The following is a 17,651-nucleotide window of genomic DNA, read 5'->3' on the forward strand; positions in this document are numbered from 1 at the left end:
CTATGTCGGATGCTAATTTAAAAAGAGTTTTATTTATCTGTAAAAATAATTCTGGAAGATCCCAAATGGCAGAAGCAATTCTAAAACACCTTTATGGTGAAAATTTTGAAGTTAGTAGTGCAGGAAGCCATCCACGTCCTATCAATCCCCTCACCATTGAAGTTTTACAGGAAATTGGAATTGATGCCTCCTCCCAGGAATCTAAAAATCTGCAGAAATTCCAGGGCCAGGAATTTGATCTGGTGGTGAGCCTGTGCGGTGATGAAGATGAAGCCTGCCCGGTATTTTTAACTGGAAAAAAATATGCCCATCAGGGCTTTAAAGATCCTGCCGGAATTAAAGGTGATAAAAAATACCAGTTAAAATTGTTCCGGGAAATACGGGATTCTATATTCCTGTGGATAGAATCTGAATTTCAGGATGATAATATTTTAGAATAAAGGAGGTAGATTATGCTAAAAGTTGCCATAGTAAGTGACGGGCCTTATGGGGAACGGGCCTATGAAACCATTTCTCAGGAATTTGAAACCAGTTTTATTCAGGTAGAAGCACCAGCAGGTATGTTTGTGGATGAGTTAGAATTGGAGCCGGGATTGGTGGATAGACTATCTAAGTTTGATTTGATTATCACCTACATACTGCACCCGGATTTAACCCAGGAACTGGTAGAACAAATTCACCAGCAGGTAGGATGGATTATTGTGGGGGCCTGGAGAGGAGAAGGGTTTAAAAAACAGCTAACCCAACTGGGCAATGTCACTGCACCGGAGAATATGTGCGACCTGGAAGAAAATGGTAATCCTGTTTTTGATGAGTTCGTTTCCCGTTTTGGGCGGCCAGAAGTGAAAATAAACTGTCAGGGTAATAAAGTGGTGGATATAGAAGTTAAAAGATGTTCTCCCTGTGGGGCTACTGCTTTTGTGGCCCAGGAGATGAAGGGAAAATCCATTGAAAATTTACCTATTCGTGCCGGATTGAAAATCCAGCACTACCCCTGTCGGGCCCCTAAGATGCGTTTATTTACTGATGATGAGTGTAAAAAGGAAATGGCTGCTAATTTACATAAAGATGCCTTTGAAAAAGCACTTAAAAAAAAGGAATAAATTTCAAGAAAATACTATTATTCTCAAAAAGGCGTATACAGCATAAATTCCCAGGAGTAGAGATCCCTCTACTCGAGTCAACTTCATATCACTCCTCATAAAATAGAGTAGTAGTGAGGTCACCCCTATTAAAACCGGGGCATCCAGAGCCACTGATAAGGGATCTACCGGTATTTCTATAAAAAGAGCAGGAATACCAATACCCATCAGTATATTAAAGATATTGCTGCCTAAAACTGTCCCTAAAGATAAGCTGCACATTTTTTTCATGGCCGAGGTTATGGCCACCGCCATCTCAGCTAAACTGGTGCCTATGGCCAGGGCAAATAGTCCCACAATCATTTCCGGAATATTGGCTAACTGGGCCAGTTCCACTGCACTGTAAACCAGCAAACGGCAGGAGATGATAAGACCAGTAAATCCCAGTATGGTCCAGACTAATTGTTTGTAATTAAAAGTTTTTTCAGGTGCTTTATCCACATGGTGATGCAGGTTATAATACTTCTGCTGATTTTTGATTAAAAAATACAAATAGGCCCCGTACATTAAAATTAGGACTATTCCTGTTATTTGATTGATAAACCCCAGTAACATGAATGAGATCAGGACAAGAGCGGCCAGTAACCCCATGAATCCATCTCTTTTTATTTCCTCCTGATTGGTGGTTATAAAGCAGGATAATAGCGCGGAAACCCCGATTATCCCACATATATTCCATATATTGGATCCAATAACCACTCCCACCCCCATATCTGGATTTCCAGTGAAAACTGAAATTATGGCTGATCCAAATTCCGGTAAACTGGTTCCTGCTGCTGCCACAGTGACCCCCAGTATTATAGGGGAGATTCCTAAAAAGCGACCAATTTCAACCAGATTATCCACAAAGACATTGGCAGATTTAATTACTATAACCAGGGCTATGCAGAATAAGGCCACCAGAATTAACCAAAAGAACATAAATTATTATTTAGGTTGCATATACTTAAATAATATTCGTCATTATTAATTCCTGAACAATTATTTATGTTGGCTGAACTAATATGCTATATTATGGAGGAATCTCCCCCTAAAATGTTGACTATACTGCTAACAGAGGGCCCTTACCGGTCACAGTATGCAGATATGGCTTATGAAATAGCTAAAAGTGCTTTAAATAATAATTATAGGGTAAATTTATTTTTATATATGGATGCTACTCACATACCTAAAAAAGAGCAAAATCCTAATTCTTTTCCCAATGTTGCTCATAAATTCCGTATTTTATTAGAAAAAGGTGCCAATATTAAAGCCTGTGTGCGGTGTTCTACTGCCAGAGGACATAGTTGTGCCCAGGATCCCTACATTAAGGGAGTAGAAATTAAAACTGTCTATGAACTGGCCGCTTGGATTGGTAAAAGTGATCAGGTTATAAATTTAGGTGGTTGAATGGATAGCGTGCTGTTAATTATTGATAAAGCCCCTTATGGGTGGGAAGACGCCTTCAGTGGCTTTTACGTGGCCATTGCCTGTTTAAATATTGGGCTTCCCGGTGATGTTCTGCTTACAGGGGATGGAGTTTATGCTGCTCTTGAAGGTCAGGACAGTGAGAGCAATATTGGTTTTCCCAGTGTGGAGGAATTAACCTATCTCATATTTCCAGAAGGCAATGTAATGGTACATGGACCTTCACTGGAAAGCAGAGGTTTTACAGAACAAGACCTGGTGGAATCAGCCGATCTGATTAGTGAGGAGGAATTATATGAATTTTTAACCTCCCGCCATAAAACCGCTTTTATACGTATTTAGGAGAGGAATATTTTGGAAATGAAAGAAATAAAATATGAGGTCTTAAAAAAAGGGTCTCTGGTAAAATCAGTTTCCATTAAAAATATAAAACCCTGTATAGCAACTGAAGGGAAGGTAAGGGTTTTAATGGAATTAGATTCTCCTCTGGGTGAAGTATTACCTCTTCTAGCTTCCAACTATCCTCCCGGTAAAACCAGTTACCTGGAAAAGAAAAAAATATTGACCTTATCTTTATTTAACCGTTTAATTACCATTTATCCTTCAGGTAAAGTTACCATGAATAAAACCCTGGATAAAGAAGATGCCATTGAGGTTATATCACAAATTATGAAGGATATTAATCAGGTTTATGACCATCGGGAAGAGGCAGATTCATCTGAGCATTTGAAAAGTCCTTCCAAACTGGGACCTCTGGATATTCATCGTTGTTTGCCCCAGACTAACTGTACTGATTGTGGTGAGAGCACCTGTATGGCCTTTGCCTTTAAAATATTATCTGGAGAACAGAAACTCAATAACTGTATTCCTCTGCATGAACCCTGGAATCAGGAGCAGTTGAAGTGTCTAAAAAAAATCCTGGGATCAACCCTCATGCAGAATTTAGGTTGGGAAGGTTACTAATCAGGGGGAATAAATTATGAATATCGCTTTTTTAGTAACTAAAACCCCTCAGGAAGTGAGTTTTAAAAATTTTGTACAGATTTTAAAACTTTACTCTGAGGAGCATCAAATTCATCTTTATCTTATTGGAAATGGAGTATATGCATCCGTGCCCGGACATGATTATACTTCCCTAATAGCGCAGGATGGTACAAATTTAAGGATAAGTGCTTTTTCAGGAGATCTAAAAGCCCGGAGTATACATCCCGATCGGATGATTTCTTCTGTGGAAATTTTTGATAACTATGATGAACTGGTGGTGGATTTGATGGAAAAAACTGACCAGGTATTTAGTTTCTAATGAGGGGGAAGAATTTTGCATCCTAAAGCCCGAAAAAAATCTAAAAAAATGGTGGGTATACGTTGCCAGTGTCAGGATAGACCCGTAGCTATTAAAAAAGAAAATTTACATACCGTGCAGTGCCCGGTGTGTCTTAAAGTTTACAAATCTAACCGTCAGGACCCGATTTGTTTTTCCTGTAACTCTAAAAGAAGGTGAATTATTATAAAAAAAGAGGTAGTTTTATTTAAAGTAACAACATGATTGACCGCCCCAGTCCGTATATTATACTGATGATGACTATGGAAGCCAGAACCAGGGATACGGAAAAGAGCAAAGGTCTGGCCTGATTATCAGATAATTTAAATTTTAAAAGTTCTTCCAGCATCAATCCGCCATCCAGTGGTTTAATTGGTAATAAATTAAACATCCCCACCCCTAGATTCAAGATCGAAATCCAATAGAACACATAAGCCAGATATAGCCAGGCCCAGGGTAAAGTTTCACCATAGGTAGCAGCCACATCTTCTTTTATTATCTGATTAGAAGTACTCCGAATACCAATATAAGGTGCGCTTTCGTTATTAGGATTTTGTCCCAGCCTTAGATTGAAAGTGCCCCCGCTGGTTACAATAGTAGCTTCCTGGCCTGCCTCCAGAGTTTCAATGGCTTCCTGAAAATTGGTGGCATTGCTAATAGAATAACCATTAATGCTCTCCAGTATCATTCCCTCTTCTAGAATTCCTTCTGCCGGGCTTCCGGGAACAACACTGGCAATTACAATTCCTTCATCCTGGAATGTTGCAGGAAAAGCAAATCCAGTTATCCCTGTAAATACTAGAAATGCTATTAAAGCCAGCCCTAAATTAAAAAAAGATCCTGCAGCCAGAATTCTTAATCTAGGGATTCTTTTTATTTTCTGGATTTGTTCTTCATCTGGTTCTACAAATGCACCCGGCAATATGGCCACTAGTAAAACTCCAATAGATTTAATTTCAACCCCTTCTACCCGGGCTAGTATCCCATGGCCAAACTCATGCACAATCATCACCGTAGCCAGGCCCAGGATTCCATATCCTAAAGGCACTGTAAACGGTGAACCTGGTAGATCTACTCCTGGAATAATAAGAGTGACTTGAGGAGCCACAAAAAGAGTCTCCAGGGATTGTATTAGTATAAATACAATGGCAAACATGGCCAGAAAGGTTATGGGTATCCCCAGATTAAGCATCCATCTCCATAATCTGGTGTGCCTCTGGGCAGTCCGGTCAATAAATCCCTTCATTTTCTGGGTTTTACGCATAATGATTGGACCCTGAATATCTATTTTAAGTTTATCTCTGAAAAAGAAAGCCATTATCCAGATAACTGCAAAGGCAATGGCGTAGAACCATAAAGCATTCATTATATCACCTTAAATCTCGTAAGTCTTATAAGAAAATATTTAATTAGATATTAATTCCAGTTTTTTTTAGCACTCAAACTTAAGTATAGGACCTTAAACTTATAAAACATTTGCCTGCATACTATCAAAATAATTATTATAAGGTACGCTAGTACCTTACAAAAGAATCAAAAAATAAGACCTCACATTCTTCCCCTGCTGCTATTCCTTCTACTTCTGCATCTATTACAATGTAACAATTAGATTGTACCATGGAGCGGATAACTCCTGATCCTTTACTTAAAACGGGATCCACATTTTTTATTCCTGCATGGGCCCGTATATAGTCTGTACGCCCTAATTTGGATGGAATTTTCTGGGTGGCTTTTCTTTTAACTGTGGGTGGAAGGGGGGCTAATTTTTGCATTTTTAAAAGATAAGGCCTTACCAGGATATCAAACTGCACCATGGCTGCCACCGGGTATCCCGATAACATGAATACTGGTTTTTGATCCACCCTGCCAAAGGCAACTGGTTTTCCCGGGCGAATACTGACCCCGTGGAATAAAACCTCTCCTATTTTTTCCACCACATCCACCACCACATCACCCTTACTTATGGCGGTTCCTCCGGTGGTTATAATCACATCACAGCTTTTAGCAAATTTTTTTATCTGTTGTTCTACCTGATTAGCATCATCCCGGGCATGGGTTACTAACGGTATTGCTTTTGTACTTTCTAGTAGAGATTTTAAGGTATAGTAGTTAGAATTTATAACTTCAGCTTCCTTTATTTTGCTTTTATCCATTACCAGTTCATTTCCTGTTGTAATTACGCCTACTAATGGTTTTTTAAATACTTTCAATTCATTATAGCCTGCAGAGGATATAATCCCCACATCCTGGGGCCTTAATTGATGAGGGTGTTCTAGTAGTAAATCTCCTTTTTTGAAGTCTTCCCCGGCAGGGGATACGTTTTCACCAGGAGTTATGCTAAATAATACTTCTAAATCATCCCCTTTTTCATAGGTGTACTCTTCCATAACTACCCCATTAGCTCCTTGAGGAATAGGGGCCCCGGTGGCAATTTTAATAGCTTCTCCTTTTTTAAGAACGAATTTTGATTTTTTCCCAGCGCCTATGCGATCAATAATTTTTAAATGAGCAGGGTTTTCCTGAGAAAATCCAAAGGTGTCTTCTGCGTGTATGGCAAATCCATCCATGGCGGATCTATCAAATCCAGGGGAGTCCAGTAAGGCCTGAATATCTTGCGCCAGAACCCTCCCATATGTCTGTTCCAGTTTTATTTTTTCGGTGATATAGGGGATTTTTTCCTGATTTATTATATTTAAAGCCTCTTCCAGAGGCATTAATTCGGATAAGAACATGTTTCTACTTCCCTGATAATCTTTTAATAGGGTTTGATAATGGTAATGAGTATAGCTTATACCTTTATTTCTATGGGAGTTTCCTATATTTAATTCGTTGTTTAGAGTCCTTAAAAAAATCAATATTATGGTATATTGGATAAAATTTAATATGTCATAAATTCAAGTAAGTATAGATGATAAAGATAAGCTCTTTAACCAAATACTTTGGCAAAATACGTGCTCTGGATAATTTAAATTTAGAAATAAAAAAAGGAGAGCTTTTAGGATTGATTGGACCTAATGGTGCCGGGAAAACCACCGCCATCAGAATTATTTCCTGTATTCTCCAGCCAGATGAGGGCCAGGTTATGGTGGGAGGTTACGATGTTTTGAAAAATCCTCTGGAAGTAAAATCCATGATTGGTTATTTGCCTGAGGAACCTAACCTTTATGAACGTTTCCGGGCCTATGATCTTTTGAAGTATTTTGGAGAGTTGTATGGTGTTCCATCCACCCAACTGGAATCACGGATTGAGGAGTTACTGGAACTGGTGGGAATGAAGTCCCGGGCCCAGCATAGAATCAATACTTTTTCCAAAGGCCTTAGACAGAGAATCGGGATTGCCCGGGCTCTGGTGCATGACCCTGATATTATTATTTTTGATGAACCTACCATGGGATTGGATCCTGCCACTTCCCTGGCAATCCGGGACTTTATTGAGAGTCTTAAAGGAGATAAAACTATTCTACTGTGCACCCATTACATGGATGAAGCCGATGCACTGTGTGATCGAGTGGCCATTTTAAACCAGGGACAGATACTGGATATGGGCAGCCCTGAAGAATTAAAATCAAAAATACATGGAGATATAATTTTAAATGTGTCTTTAAATGATCCGTCCCAGGTGGATCTGAATGATTTTAAAAATATGGATATGGTGGAGAAATTTACTTTAAAAGAGGACAAATTAACGTTGTCTCTCCAGAGCAGAAGAGATATTTCCCGGATAATAGAAGTAGTAGGTACCAATTTAAAAGCAGTTAATACCAAAGAACCCACCCTGGAAGATGTTTTTATTCAGAATGTGGCTAATCTAAATAAATAGTTATAACAGGTTTTACCATGGGCTCCTGGACCATCACCAAATGGGAATTAAAAAATACCCTCCAAAATCGAAAATTTATTCTAATATTCTTTTTACAATTAGTGGTGCTTTTAATGATGGTACTATTTTTTAGTAGCTTCATGGAAGGAATAGAATCAGAAGAAGGAATCTCACTTACACCTTCCCTGAACCAGTTTGCATCACTGGATATTTATGATCCTCAGAATGTTTTAATTAATCAGTTGAATCCAGAAATACTTGAAATTAATTCAAATGAAATAGATGTGGCTTTAAGTCGTTTGGAATGTGGTGATGTTACAGGGGTGGTACTTTTACCTTCAGCAGATGATTTTAATCTGGAAGAAATAAAACCTGTCCCGGTGAAGTTATATATAGATTATAAAGACCCTAAAAGAAGTGTGATTAAAGATGAAGTTGCTGCCGCCGGAAATAGAGCATCAGACCTTATATCCCAAAGATGGATTGAAGATTTAACTCCCCCCGAAGAAATCCAACCTCAGATTCAGGAAGAAACTCAGGGAGAGGCACTTCCTCTGCAGCTAATTAATAAAGTAATGACTGCCATTTTGTTATTTTTACCTTTATTTTTATTTGGAAACCTGATTGTGGACAGTATTGTAGGTGAAAAAGAAAGAAAAACCGGGGAAATATTAATAGCAATGCCTCTTTCCCGATCAAATATTATACTGGGTAAAAGTACGGCGGTGATAATCACCATGGCCCTGCAGGTAGCATTATGGATGGTATTAATGATTTTAGCAGGTTATTCTATTGAAAATCCCGGGCTGGTATACCTGATAGTGGTTACTACTGCCTTACCTATTGTTGGTTTAACCAGTATTATTGCTGCTTTTAGTAAAAATTATAAAGAGGCCGGAATTGGGATAACTTTTGCCTATGTGGCCATAATAGGATTTTTAATAGTGCCTGCTCTGGCTTACATCTCCCAGCAGGGAAGATATGTTAGTACCTCTACCATGACCCTGGCTATTAAGGTTTTCTCCGGTGAACCTCTTTCTCCAGGTGATATCATTGTTCCCTTTACCTCTCTACTCTTAATTAGTTTAATATCCTATTACATTACCATATGGCTTTTTAAAAGGGATGATATAGTATTCGGTCCTCGTCCAGGATTATTAAGATTGTTGTACGAATTTACAGCTTTAAATAAAGTTGTCAATTATTTTAAAAAATGAAATGTTTGTAGAGTGAAATAATGAAACTTCTCTCTCTATTTAAAAAAGAAGCAAAGGATATCCTTTCCAATAAGATTTACCTATTGGTGGTATTTGTTCAGCTTTTAATAATTTTAGGAGCTTATGGATTGGCCCTTACCAGTTCTGTGGTGACTGATCCTGATCTTTTAGATGAATGGGGAGGTTCAACTGCCATTAAAGTGGGGCTACCTCAAAATCTGCAGGGATCTACTTTAGAAGAAAGCCTTATAAATCAAGATTTGACCCTGATGTATTTTCCAGATGTGGAATCTGGCCTAAATCAAGTGGGGAAAGAAGTGGTAGCCCTGGTTTATATATCCAATGAAGAAGAAGATATAGGCCTTCAAATTGATAACACCAACGTATTTTACCCTGTTGCCCGGGATAAAATTAATAAAGCACTGGACTATTATCAGTTAGAAGAAAGGCTTTCCAGTAGAGGATTAAGTGTAGAAGAAATAAATATCATTCAGAATCCACTGGATATCAATGAAATTGAGATAAATAAGGAATCTGCTTCTCCTCTAGCCCTGGAGAGTTCTTACTTTGTGGAAATAATGTACGGGTTCATCGTGCCTTTTATATTGCTTTTACCCTTTTTCCTGGCCAGTAATATAGTTACCGATAGTGTGGTAGGTGAAAAGGAAAGAAAAACATTTGAAGTGCTATTAATGACCCCTCTATCCGGGCCCATGGTAATTGCAGGTAAAATACTTCCCATACTATTATTTTCTCTTATGCAAAGCGGTGCCTGGATTATGTTGCTGTATTTTCTACAGGTTCCTGTTTATAATCCCCTGCTTCTGATGGTTCTTTTATTTTTTGTGGGCCTGGGCTTTATTGGTATGGGCGTATTAATCTCCATGCTGGTGGATTCTACCAAAGAAGCAAATTCTGCGGTGACCCTTTTATTATTTTTTGCCACATTCATACTGTTTTTACCTCTTTTTATGAATATTCCCACATTATCTGGTATTTTAAACACCATTCCCACGGTTATTATTGTTAGAATGTCCTCCGGACCTTACCTGAATCCTATCTGGATATTAGAATTTTTACCATCTGTTTTAGTTTCCATGGTAATATTTGCGCTTTCCATCTTCTACTTTAAACAAGAAGGAGCCATAAGGCTTTAAGCATTTATTAGAAAAATAAATAGATTATCAATGTGATTGCCGTTCCACTTACCACGGGTATGGCTATATTATCATCCAGAGGACTGTAAGCCTCAGTAATGGCTCCAGCCAGTGCCCCTATAAAGGCCGGTGCCAGGGGAACTTGAGTAGCAGCCCCTATAAAACTTACCATAAAAAAGCTAAAGCTCCCCTGCCAGCTTTTTTGTAAGTGATGAGGTAGTTTATTTTTTCCAATTTTTTTCCCTACCAGGGTGGAAGTAGCATCTCCTAAAACCAGTATAATTATGGCGGCATTGGCTATGGCCATATTAAAACCGAAAAAAGCCAGGGTTAAAGTCAGACCTGAGAAAAAATAAATAAATCCTTTCTCTTTTTCATCCCGTCGGCAACTTCTTAAAATTTTAGAAAAAAAAGGAATGTAGTATTTTTTATCAATCTGGAAGATTAGTTCTCCAGAAACCATAGCCACCAGAGATAATAGGATAAGGTAAGGTACTGGTAAATAATTTCCTAAAAAAATAAATAAAATACCTGATGCATGTATAAGCTGCCGTATTAACTCTCTTTTATACACTAAAGACACCAGGTTTTAGTATTTTAGGCCATGAATTCTTCTATTACTCCATGGTATGCCCTTTGCAGTTTATCAACATCTAAATCAAGGAGATTTTTAATGACCAATTTATCCCCTTTTACTTCTCCCACTGCTGCTGCAGGAACTTTAATTTTATCCAGAACTTCTTCTACTTTATCCGGAGTTACAGTGATGATATACCGACCATGGGATTCTGATAAGAGTGTTTCAAATTCAGTGGCTTTATTTCCAGGGGCTTTATTTAAATCCACTTCAGCACCTATTCCTGATTTTAAAGCCATTTCAGAAAGGGCTATGCCTATACCTCCTGCTGAACAGTCGTGGATGGCAGTAATAGCCGGGGCAAGATTGCTGTTTAGCAGTTCCAGTATGCTTTCTGCGGATTTTAATTCATCATCCATCCTGATTTTAGGAGCATCTCCCTGTACCAGTTTATGGATGTTCCGGTGGTATTCTGAACCCTCCAGTTCAGGATAGGTGTTTCCCAGGACAATGATTTTATCCCCTTCATTTTTGAATTCCATGGTCCTTATATGGGGTATTTTTACCACTCCTACCACCCCTACCACCGGGGAAGGATTTACTGTTACCCCTTCTGTTTCGTTATAGAAACTAACATTCCCACTTATAACAGGAGTATTGAATTTCCGGGCCAGATCAGCCATGCCCTGCACACACTGGGAGAACTGCCAGAAAACCTCTGGTTTTTCCGGGTTTCCAAAGTTAAGGCAGTCCACCACACAACGAGGTGTAGCCCCCATGGAAACCACATTTCTTAATGCTTCAGCTAAAGATCCCGCCCCCCCATGGTAAGGGTCCAGTTTAGTGTGAATACTGTTACAGTCCACACTTAAAGCCACAGCAGTTTCTTCATCCACCCTTAATACTGCTGCATCGTCTCCTGGTTTTACTATGGTTCTGATTTGAACTTCGTGGTCATACTGGCGGTAAACCCATCTTTTACTGGCAATATTCTGGGAGGATAGAATTTTTAGTAGTGCTTCTTCTGCCGGAGGATGTTCTACTTCTACCTCTTCATGGTTTTTTTCTATTTTTTGGGCTTTCCTTTCCACCACTGGTGGATCAGCCAGTAAATGGGCGGGTAAATCTGCTATAATTTCTCCTGCATCTTTTACCACCATCTGCCGGGTAGAAGTTACCTCTCCCACCACCGCCGCAGGTAATTCATATTTTTCACATATTTCCATAACTGCTTCTACCTGGGAAGGCTTAATTACAAAAACCATCCTTTCCTGTGATTCAGATAGCATTATCTCATAGGGAGTCATCCCTTTTTCTCTAAGTGGTATGGCACCTAAATCCACCTGAGCTCCGTTGTTACACTTGGCTGCTAATTCAGATATACAGCAGGTTAAACCCCCTCCACCTAAATCCTTAACTCCTGATACTGGAATTTGTTCCATTATTTCCAGACTGGCTTCCAGTACCATTTTTTTGGTAAAAGGGTCTCCAATTTGGACCGCAGGACGATCTTCGATTTCAGAAGAGGTGGTGAGTTCTTCACTGGCAAAGGTAACCCCATGGATACCGTCTCTTCCCGTCCTGCCCCCCATGAGCAGGAATAAATCACCGACATCCGGGGCTATTCCCCGGACAATATCCTTTTTAGCAACCAGGCCGGCGCACATTACATTTACCAAGGGATTTAGCTGGAAATTGTCATCAAATTCAACTTCTCCACCCACAGTAGGTATTCCTACCCGGTTTCCATAATCCGAGATACCCTTAACCACATGTTCAAACAGGTACCGTGATTTCTGGTCTTGGAGATATCCAAATCGTAGAGAGTCTAAAAGCGCAATAGGCATGGCACCCATAGAAATTATGTCCCTTAAAATACCACCAATACCCGTTCCTGCCCCACCATAAGGTTCTATGGCTGAAGGGTGATTGTGGCTTTCAATTCCCACTGCCAGTGCCAGTTCATCAGTTATTTCCACCAGTCCTGCATCATCACCAGGTCCCAAAATAATTTTTTCTCCTTCTGTAGGGAAAAGCCGGAGTACAGGGCGGCTACTTTTATAAGAGCAGTGTTCCGAGAACATTATATCCAGCATGCCGTATTCCAGGGAGTTAGGTTCCCTTCCCAATTCTTTTTTTATATATTTCTCTTCCGAATCTGTTAAAACCATTTTAGCACCCTTAATAAGTTTATAATATGAGAAATCATTTTTATGTAGCGGTTAAATTAGATGTTTAATAATGCTTTATTTTATTAAACATTAATTTATTTCTATGTTACCCTTATGTAAAAAAACTAAAATAAAATAAAAAATAAAGAAAATTATGCTTTTTTTATTGAAACAGAAAGATTTTCATCTTCTATTTTCCATTCTTTAGTATATTCTCCTTTATTTTCTCCAAAAATGATTTTTTGTGCCCTTACTTCATGGGCCATGAAATCATAGTGAGGTTGTACCAGGTTCTGTAGTGAGGTACTGCAGCTTACTTCCACCTCAATATTAGACTCCACATCCAGATCCATATCTTTTCTCATGTCCTGGATTCTTCTTATTAATTCCCGGGCCATGGATTCTGATAGTATATCAGGTGTGATTTGAGTGTTTATGAATACACTCCCTCCTTCAAATTCAGCACTTACCACATCTTCAGGGAGCTCAGTTTCATATACCACATCTTCTGGATTTAATTCTATGACTTTATCTTCCAGTTCTATTTTTAAGATGTTTTTCGTTTCCATTTCCTTTTTTATAGTTTTTCCATCCTGTTTTCTTAGTTCAGCGGCCACCAGCGGAACATCCTGACGCAGTTTAGGGCCCAGTGTTTTCATATTAGGCAGGACATTAATTTTTAATTCTGGAAATTCCTGATTAGTCAATACTTTTTTTGTATTGGCCTGCTCCATAATTACCTTTTGAAGTGATTGGGCAGCTTTTAGAACATTTTCATCTTCAGATACCACTATGATTTCACTTACTGGCCATCTGAGTTTGTATCTAGCCACATCCCTTCCACGAGCCCCTGCCTCAATGATATGCCTTACTACATCCATTTGGGACTCTAATTTCTCATCAATAAGTTCCTCTGAATAATTCCAGTCCAGCATATGCACACTTTCTTTGGATTGAGGGTTCACCTCTTTAATGAGATTATGATACATTTCTTCACTTATGTGGGGAGCTATAGGCGCCATCATGGTAATAAGCATTTTCAGTACAGTGTAGAGCGTATGATAAGCCCCTAATTTATCAGGATCATCTTTTTCTACCCAGGTACGTCCCCGTATTAGTCTTACATACCAGCGACTTAAATCCTCCAGAATGAAATGATTGAGGCTCCGGGTGGCCTTATGGAAGAAAAGGTTATTAAGGGATTCTGTAACTTCCCGGGCCACTGAATTAATTCGGGAGAGAATCCAGCGGTCTTCATCCCTTAATTGAATGTTTTCGGGAGTGCATTGAAGTGGGTTAAAATTATCCAGGGCCATATAGGTGGTGGAAAATACATATACATTCCACCAGATATTGAACATTTTACTTACATTCTTAAGCTCATCCCAGACGAATTTAAGGTCGTCCCATGGTTTATTTGCCCATAAAAGATAAAAACGGAGGATATCTGCACCGTAATTTTCTATAACCTCTTCTGGCTCCACCACATTACCCAGGGATTTACTCATCTTCCTACCTTCTTCATCCAGGGTAAACCCATGCATGAGTACCTTCTGATAAGGTGTTTTATCCAGGGCAATTACCCCGGTACCCAGTTGAGAATAGAACCATCCCCTGGTCTGGTCATGACCTTCAGTAATAAAGTCATAGGGGAACCATTTTTCAAATAAATCCTTTTTTTGAGGATAATGGAGTGATGCCCATCCTGCCACCCCGGAATCTATCCACACATCCAGTACATCAGGGGTACGTTTCATTATTCCTCCACAGGCGCAGGGCAGGGTAATATCGTCCACATGGGGCCGGTGAATAAAGTCTCCCTGTAGATTGTTTTCATTGGCTTTTTCTTTAAGTTCGCTTACCGAACCCAGTACCGTTATTTCATCACAGTCCTCACAGGACCAGATAGGGATGGGTATTCCCCAGTACCTTTGTCGGGATATGGTCCAGTCCCGGGCATTCTCAATCCAGTTACGGAACCTGCTTTCTCCCGCCCAGGAAGGAACCCATTCCACTTTATCCAGTTCACTGAGCATCTGATCCTTGATTTCGGTTATCTTTAAAAACCATTGCTGGGTAGCCAGGTAAATAATGGGAGTTTTACATCTCCAGCAAAACCCATAACGGTGATTAATAGTGCCTTCTTTAAACAAAAATCCATGCGCATCCAGATCAGCAATTATAAAAGGATCCGCATCTTTAACAAATTGTCCCGCATATTTTCCTGCTTCTTCTTTAAATAATCCCGCATCATCCACCGGGCAGAATATAGGTAGCCCATACTCTTTCCCGATTTCAAAATCCTCTGGCCCGTGCCCAGGAGCAGTATGTACACAACCTGTACCTTCAGTAAGAGTTACGTGTTCTCCTGGAAGAATCAAATGAGTAAATTCCTTTTGTTTGGCTATTTCCTTATTTAAAGGATGTAAATATTTTTTTCCTTCCAGGTATGATCCTTTTACTATCTTCAGGATTTCATAGTCTTCTTCCCCAAAGAGAGAATCCACCAGTGCTTCGGCCATTACATATACTTCGTCCTTTATTTTCACATAGGCATAATCAAATTCAGGATGCACACATACCGCCATATTAGCAGGAAGAGTCCAGGGAGTGGTGGTCCATATCATGACAAATTCTTTGCCATTTTCAGCAATTTCAGGATTTTTAAAAGGAAATTTAACGTAAATAGAAGGATCATCCTTATTTTCATAGTCAATTTCCGCCAGGGCCAGGGCTGTTTCGCAGCGAGGGCACCAGGTTATAACCCGCAGATCATTTACCAGCAAATCTTTTTTATGGGCCTGTTTAAGGGTCCACCAGCAGGATTCCATATACTGGGGATCAAAAGTTACATAGGGATCATCCCAATCCATCCATATTCCAATTTTTTGGAATTGTTCTGTCATCATAGCCTTATTTTCAATAGCAAATTCCCTGCATTTGCTGATGAAGTTTTCAATCCCTATTTTAGTTTCAATTTCTTTCTTGCTTTTAAGGCCCAGCAGCCCTTCCACCTTGTGTTCTATGGGAAGGCCGTGGGCATCCCAGCCGGCCTGGCGCCTGATATTGAAACCATTCATGCTTTTAAAACGAAGATGGGTGTCCTTAATAATTTTATTCCAGGCTGTTCCCAGGTGTATTCGTCCACTGCAATATGGAGGGCCATCTAAAAATGAATAAGTGGGCTGGTCTTCTCTTAATAGTTTGGTTTTATTATAAATTTGATTTTCAATCCAGAAGTTCTGGATTTTATCCTCTATGATTTGAGGTTGATATGATTTTTCTGCCTCCTGGATGGGCATATAAACTCTCCTAATGATTGATGAAATAATTATCAGATTACTAATAGTGTATGGTGGTGATGATATAAAACAATTTTACCATTAGGGGAAATAATTTTCAGTTATCCCCTTCAAGTAATTAATTAAAAATATTTATTCTGCTGCATCAGCTGATATGTATAAAAAAGATAAGGGATGGAATACCCACAGTATTCTCATTTAGGAAAACCCGGCTTGATTATTAACAGAAGACCTTATTAAAATAAAGTTAGTAAGATCAACTTATAATTTTAAGTGAGTTTATTATTAAAAGGTTCGGAGCTTTCCTTTTACCAGCATTTCAGTGATGCTGGATGTATCTTCTAACCAGTTATCCATCACACTTTCCACTTTTTTCTGTACATCTTCCATACTGTAACCCGGTTGTAGAATTATCTGGGAATTAGCAGCCTTGGGCTGGTCAATAGGTTTACCTATCTGAGATAAAATCATTATATGGGCCTGTTGAACCCCTTCCACCGCTTCTACAACATCTGCCGCCATCTGAGTGGACAGGAGGTTATAGATTTTACCCACGTGATTTATGGGGTTTTTACCAGATGTAGCTTCCATAGACATGGGTCGGTTTGGTGTAATAAGGCCGTTAGCCCGGTTACCCCTCCCAACTGATCCATCATCTCCCATTTCAGCAGAAGTACCGGTGACGGTAATGTAAACAGAAGGTGTTCCATCTTCTTCACAACGGTCAGCAGTATTTACAAACACTTCTAAATCCCTTGAAGTAAACTGGCTGGCAAGCTGATAAACCTCTTCTTTAACTACAGCTACCATTTCCAGGTAAGCATCCAGATCAGCCACATATTTATCCACCATGGCCACAGCCACAGTAAGAATAATTTTATCTCCTTCCCTAAGACCCATGACTTTAATATCTTCCCCTACAGCAGGATATTTCTTTTTAAACTGAGGAGAATTTAAAAGGTATTCTGCTTCCATTACAATGGTTTCTGTTTCAGAAAAAGGAGCAAATCCCACACCAAAAGAGGTATCATTGGAAAGAGGAGCTTTTCCTTTTCGGGCAAATACGTCTCTTAAATCTCCTGACCCGTGTCCAATTTTACATTCCACTACAGCACAGCTTTCCACATCCAGATTAATAATATTCTCTTTGAGGTAGTCTTTTGCTGCGGTGATGGCTATTCTATCCAGGCCTATTTTTTCGCCATCTATTTCAGATATTCCCCTCCCGGTTAAAAGGATATCCATAGGTTTGATTACTTCCCCCCCACCAAATACCGGGTTAGATTCACCGGCAGTAATCTGAACTTCATCAGTATTATGGTGCATTATGGTTCCAAATCTCTCCAGGTACGCATTGCAAAGAGCCCTGCTTACGGATTCTGCAATTCCATCACTTATACTATCTGGATGGCCTATACCTTTTCGCTCCACTATTTCTATGTCCTGCTCCTCAATGGGAGTTTGATTAAGTTTTTCTACAATAATATTCCTCATAAAGATAACCTCCCAATTAATAAATAACTGTGGATAAATGTTA

Annotated in this window: 17 protein-coding genes; 10 read left to right on the forward strand and 7 right to left on the reverse strand. The window is 39.3% G+C overall.

Going from position 1 to position 17,651, the window contains the following annotated elements:
- Positions 1–2: 2 nt before the first annotated feature.
- Both HYG87_RS06030 and HYG87_RS06035 read left to right on the forward strand, forming a co-directional pair.
- Entirely contained in the window at positions 3–440 is a 438-nt protein-coding gene (locus HYG87_RS06030) for an arsenate reductase ArsC (protein ID WP_211532303.1), read from the forward strand.
- A 12-nt stretch (positions 441–452) separates the two neighbouring features.
- Positions 453–1,103, forward strand: a complete 651-nt coding sequence (locus HYG87_RS06035) for a DUF166 domain-containing protein (protein WP_211532304.1) — start codon at positions 453–455, stop codon at positions 1,101–1,103.
- Positions 1,104–1,106: 3 nt separating this feature from the next.
- Here the strand turns inward: HYG87_RS06035 and HYG87_RS06040 are convergent, their stop codons facing one another.
- Positions 1,107–2,063: a calcium/sodium antiporter gene (locus HYG87_RS06040; protein WP_211532305.1), complete on the reverse strand. Its 957-nt coding sequence runs from the start codon at positions 2,061–2,063 to the stop codon at positions 1,107–1,109.
- 93 nt (positions 2,064–2,156) lie between these two features.
- Here HYG87_RS06040 and HYG87_RS06045 point away from each other — a divergent pair, with 93 nt between their 5' ends.
- The 5 genes from HYG87_RS06045 to HYG87_RS06065 are packed head-to-tail and all read left to right on the forward strand — an operon-like array spanning position 2,157 to position 4,050.
- The gene (locus HYG87_RS06045; RefSeq protein ID WP_211532306.1) at positions 2,157–2,531 is read left to right on the forward strand and encodes a DsrE/DsrF/TusD sulfur relay family protein; all 375 of its coding nucleotides are present in this window, start codon (positions 2,157–2,159) and stop codon (positions 2,529–2,531) included.
- Positions 2,532–2,891 carry a DsrE family protein gene (locus HYG87_RS06050; RefSeq protein WP_211532307.1) on the forward strand — a complete coding sequence of 120 codons (360 nt, stop codon included), beginning with the start codon at positions 2,532–2,534 and terminating at the stop codon, positions 2,889–2,891.
- An 18-nt stretch (positions 2,892–2,909) separates the two neighbouring features.
- Complete coding sequence (locus tag HYG87_RS06055) at positions 2,910–3,512, forward strand: (Fe-S)-binding protein (RefSeq protein ID WP_249164810.1); 603 nt, start codon at positions 2,910–2,912, stop codon at positions 3,510–3,512.
- Positions 3,513–3,528: 16 nt separating this feature from the next.
- A complete protein-coding gene (gene tusB, locus HYG87_RS06060; protein WP_211532309.1) occupies positions 3,529–3,852 on the forward strand; it encodes a sulfurtransferase complex subunit TusB in 324 nt (107 codons plus the stop codon).
- Between the two features lie 15 nt (positions 3,853–3,867).
- Positions 3,868–4,050 carry a hypothetical protein gene (locus tag HYG87_RS06065; protein ID WP_211532310.1) on the forward strand — a complete coding sequence of 61 codons (183 nt, stop codon included), beginning with the start codon at positions 3,868–3,870 and terminating at the stop codon, positions 4,048–4,050.
- 28 nt (positions 4,051–4,078) lie between these two features.
- On the opposite strand, the gene HYG87_RS06070 is transcribed toward HYG87_RS06065, so the two are convergent.
- Together HYG87_RS06070 and HYG87_RS06075 are read right to left on the reverse strand one after the other, a co-directional pair.
- Positions 4,079–5,236 (reverse strand): site-2 protease family protein, encoded by a 1,158-nt coding sequence (locus HYG87_RS06070; protein ID WP_211532311.1) that lies wholly within the window; start codon positions 5,234–5,236, stop codon positions 4,079–4,081.
- 148 nt (positions 5,237–5,384) lie between these two features.
- Entirely contained in the window at positions 5,385–6,602 is a 1,218-nt protein-coding gene (locus tag HYG87_RS06075; RefSeq protein WP_211534234.1) for a molybdopterin molybdotransferase MoeA, read from the reverse strand.
- Positions 6,603–6,778: 176 nt separating this feature from the next.
- Here HYG87_RS06075 and HYG87_RS06080 point away from each other — a divergent pair, with 176 nt between their 5' ends.
- Genes HYG87_RS06080 through HYG87_RS06090 form a run of 3 tightly spaced genes read left to right on the forward strand, consistent with a single transcriptional unit; the run spans position 6,779 to position 10,064 of the window.
- Positions 6,779–7,690 carry an ABC transporter ATP-binding protein gene (locus HYG87_RS06080; protein ID WP_211532312.1) on the forward strand — a complete coding sequence of 304 codons (912 nt, stop codon included), beginning with the start codon at positions 6,779–6,781 and terminating at the stop codon, positions 7,688–7,690.
- A gap of 17 nt (positions 7,691–7,707) precedes the next feature.
- Positions 7,708–8,907: an ABC transporter permease gene (locus HYG87_RS06085; protein ID WP_211532313.1), complete on the forward strand. Its 1,200-nt coding sequence runs from the start codon at positions 7,708–7,710 to the stop codon at positions 8,905–8,907.
- Between the two features lie 20 nt (positions 8,908–8,927).
- Positions 8,928–10,064 (forward strand): ABC transporter permease, encoded by a 1,137-nt coding sequence (locus HYG87_RS06090; RefSeq protein ID WP_211532314.1) that lies wholly within the window; start codon positions 8,928–8,930, stop codon positions 10,062–10,064.
- A 7-nt stretch (positions 10,065–10,071) separates the two neighbouring features.
- On the opposite strand, the gene HYG87_RS06095 is transcribed toward HYG87_RS06090, so the two are convergent.
- The 4 genes from HYG87_RS06095 to HYG87_RS06110 all read right to left on the reverse strand — a co-directional run bounded on the left by HYG87_RS06095 (position 10,072) and on the right by HYG87_RS06110 (position 17,608).
- Positions 10,072–10,638, reverse strand: coding sequence for a diacylglycerol/polyprenol kinase family protein (locus HYG87_RS06095; protein WP_249164811.1), 567 nt, complete (start codon positions 10,636–10,638; stop codon positions 10,072–10,074).
- Positions 10,639–10,661: 23 nt separating this feature from the next.
- Complete coding sequence (gene purL / locus HYG87_RS06100; RefSeq protein WP_211532316.1) at positions 10,662–12,812, reverse strand: phosphoribosylformylglycinamidine synthase subunit PurL; 2,151 nt, start codon at positions 12,810–12,812, stop codon at positions 10,662–10,664.
- A gap of 152 nt (positions 12,813–12,964) precedes the next feature.
- Positions 12,965–16,114, reverse strand: coding sequence for an isoleucine--tRNA ligase (gene ileS, locus HYG87_RS06105; protein ID WP_211532317.1), 3,150 nt, complete (start codon positions 16,112–16,114; stop codon positions 12,965–12,967).
- Between the two features lie 285 nt (positions 16,115–16,399).
- Positions 16,400–17,608, reverse strand: coding sequence for a methionine adenosyltransferase (locus tag HYG87_RS06110; RefSeq protein WP_211532318.1), 1,209 nt, complete (start codon positions 17,606–17,608; stop codon positions 16,400–16,402).
- Between the last annotated feature and the right edge of the window lie 43 nt (positions 17,609–17,651).

It is taken from the genome of Methanobacterium alkalithermotolerans, assembly GCF_018141185.1.
Classification (GTDB): Archaea; Methanobacteriota; Methanobacteria; order Methanobacteriales; family Methanobacteriaceae; genus Methanobacterium_F; species Methanobacterium_F alkalithermotolerans.

Bases quoted from the DNA above. Each gene is read 5' to 3' on its own strand.
- ileS (WP_211532317.1), bottom strand. From the start codon at position 16,114: ATGCCCATCCAGGAGGCAGAAAAATCATATCAACCTCAAATCATAGAG.
- HYG87_RS06075 (WP_211534234.1), bottom strand. From the start codon at position 6,602: ATGTTCTTATCCGAATTAATGCCTCTGGAAGAGGCTTTAAATATAATA.
- HYG87_RS06085 (WP_211532313.1), top strand. From the start codon at position 7,708: ATGGGCTCCTGGACCATCACCAAATGGGAATTAAAAAATACCCTCCAA.
- HYG87_RS06045 (WP_211532306.1), top strand. From the start codon at position 2,157: ATGGAGGAATCTCCCCCTAAAATGTTGACTATACTGCTAACAGAGGGC.
- HYG87_RS06050 (WP_211532307.1), top strand. From the start codon at position 2,532: ATGGATAGCGTGCTGTTAATTATTGATAAAGCCCCTTATGGGTGGGAA.
- HYG87_RS06040 (WP_211532305.1), bottom strand. From the start codon at position 2,063: ATGTTCTTTTGGTTAATTCTGGTGGCCTTATTCTGCATAGCCCTGGTT.
- HYG87_RS06035 (WP_211532304.1), top strand. From the start codon at position 453: ATGCTAAAAGTTGCCATAGTAAGTGACGGGCCTTATGGGGAACGGGCC.
- HYG87_RS06110 (WP_211532318.1), bottom strand. From the start codon at position 17,608: ATGAGGAATATTATTGTAGAAAAACTTAATCAAACTCCCATTGAGGAG.
- purL (WP_211532316.1), bottom strand. From the start codon at position 12,812: ATGGTTTTAACAGATTCGGAAGAGAAATATATAAAAAAAGAATTGGGA.
- HYG87_RS06080 (WP_211532312.1), top strand. From the start codon at position 6,779: ATGATAAAGATAAGCTCTTTAACCAAATACTTTGGCAAAATACGTGCT.
- HYG87_RS06090 (WP_211532314.1), top strand. From the start codon at position 8,928: ATGAAACTTCTCTCTCTATTTAAAAAAGAAGCAAAGGATATCCTTTCC.
- tusB (WP_211532309.1), top strand. From the start codon at position 3,529: ATGAATATCGCTTTTTTAGTAACTAAAACCCCTCAGGAAGTGAGTTTT.
- HYG87_RS06055 (WP_249164810.1), top strand. From the start codon at position 2,910: ATGAAAGAAATAAAATATGAGGTCTTAAAAAAAGGGTCTCTGGTAAAA.
- HYG87_RS06070 (WP_211532311.1), bottom strand. From the start codon at position 5,236: ATGAATGCTTTATGGTTCTACGCCATTGCCTTTGCAGTTATCTGGATA.
- HYG87_RS06030 (WP_211532303.1), top strand. From the start codon at position 3: ATGTCGGATGCTAATTTAAAAAGAGTTTTATTTATCTGTAAAAATAAT.